We start from the raw sequence: 492 nt of genomic DNA on the forward strand, positions 1-492 counted from the left end.
TCGGCGGCGGACTCGGCCTGTTCGGCGGCCGTCTGCAACTCGTAGTCGCTGGTGCCGATCTGTTTCGCGATACGGCTCTTCAGTTCGGCGTCGCTCACCCCGCTCGCGGCGGTCACCGAGATGCTCGTGGCCCGGCCCGGTGCGCCCAGCAGCATGGTCGGCGCGGTCTTCGGGTCCAGGAACAGCAGCGCCGCGCCCGGGTTGGTGGTGGTGAAGGTGGCGATCCCGACGATCCTGACCTTGAACGACCCCGGCTGCGCCTGGACGGTGAGCGTGTCGCCGATCCCCACGTCCTTGCTGTCGGCGGTGTCCGCGTCCAGCAGTGCCTCGCCGTCGCCCCGGGGGACGCGGCCGGAGGTGAGTTCGACGGGGCTGCGGTCGGTGAGGTACCAGTCGGTGGCGATGGTGGGGGCGCCCGAGGTCGGTGAGACCGACTCGTTGCGGTCGTTGACGACGGTGATGTTGTCGCTGACCACCTGCGTCTCGACCTGC

Annotated in this window: 1 protein-coding gene; it reads right to left on the reverse strand. The window is 70.1% G+C overall.

Annotated features, from left to right (window positions below):
• A partial coding sequence (locus tag G3I60_RS43930; RefSeq protein ID WP_164608574.1) for an ABC transporter permease occupies positions 1 to 492 on the reverse strand: 492 nt, incomplete at both ends.

This window comes from Streptomyces sp. SID13666, from assembly GCF_010548325.1.
Lineage (GTDB): Bacteria > Actinomycetota > Actinomycetes > Streptomycetales > Streptomycetaceae > Actinacidiphila > Actinacidiphila fildesensis.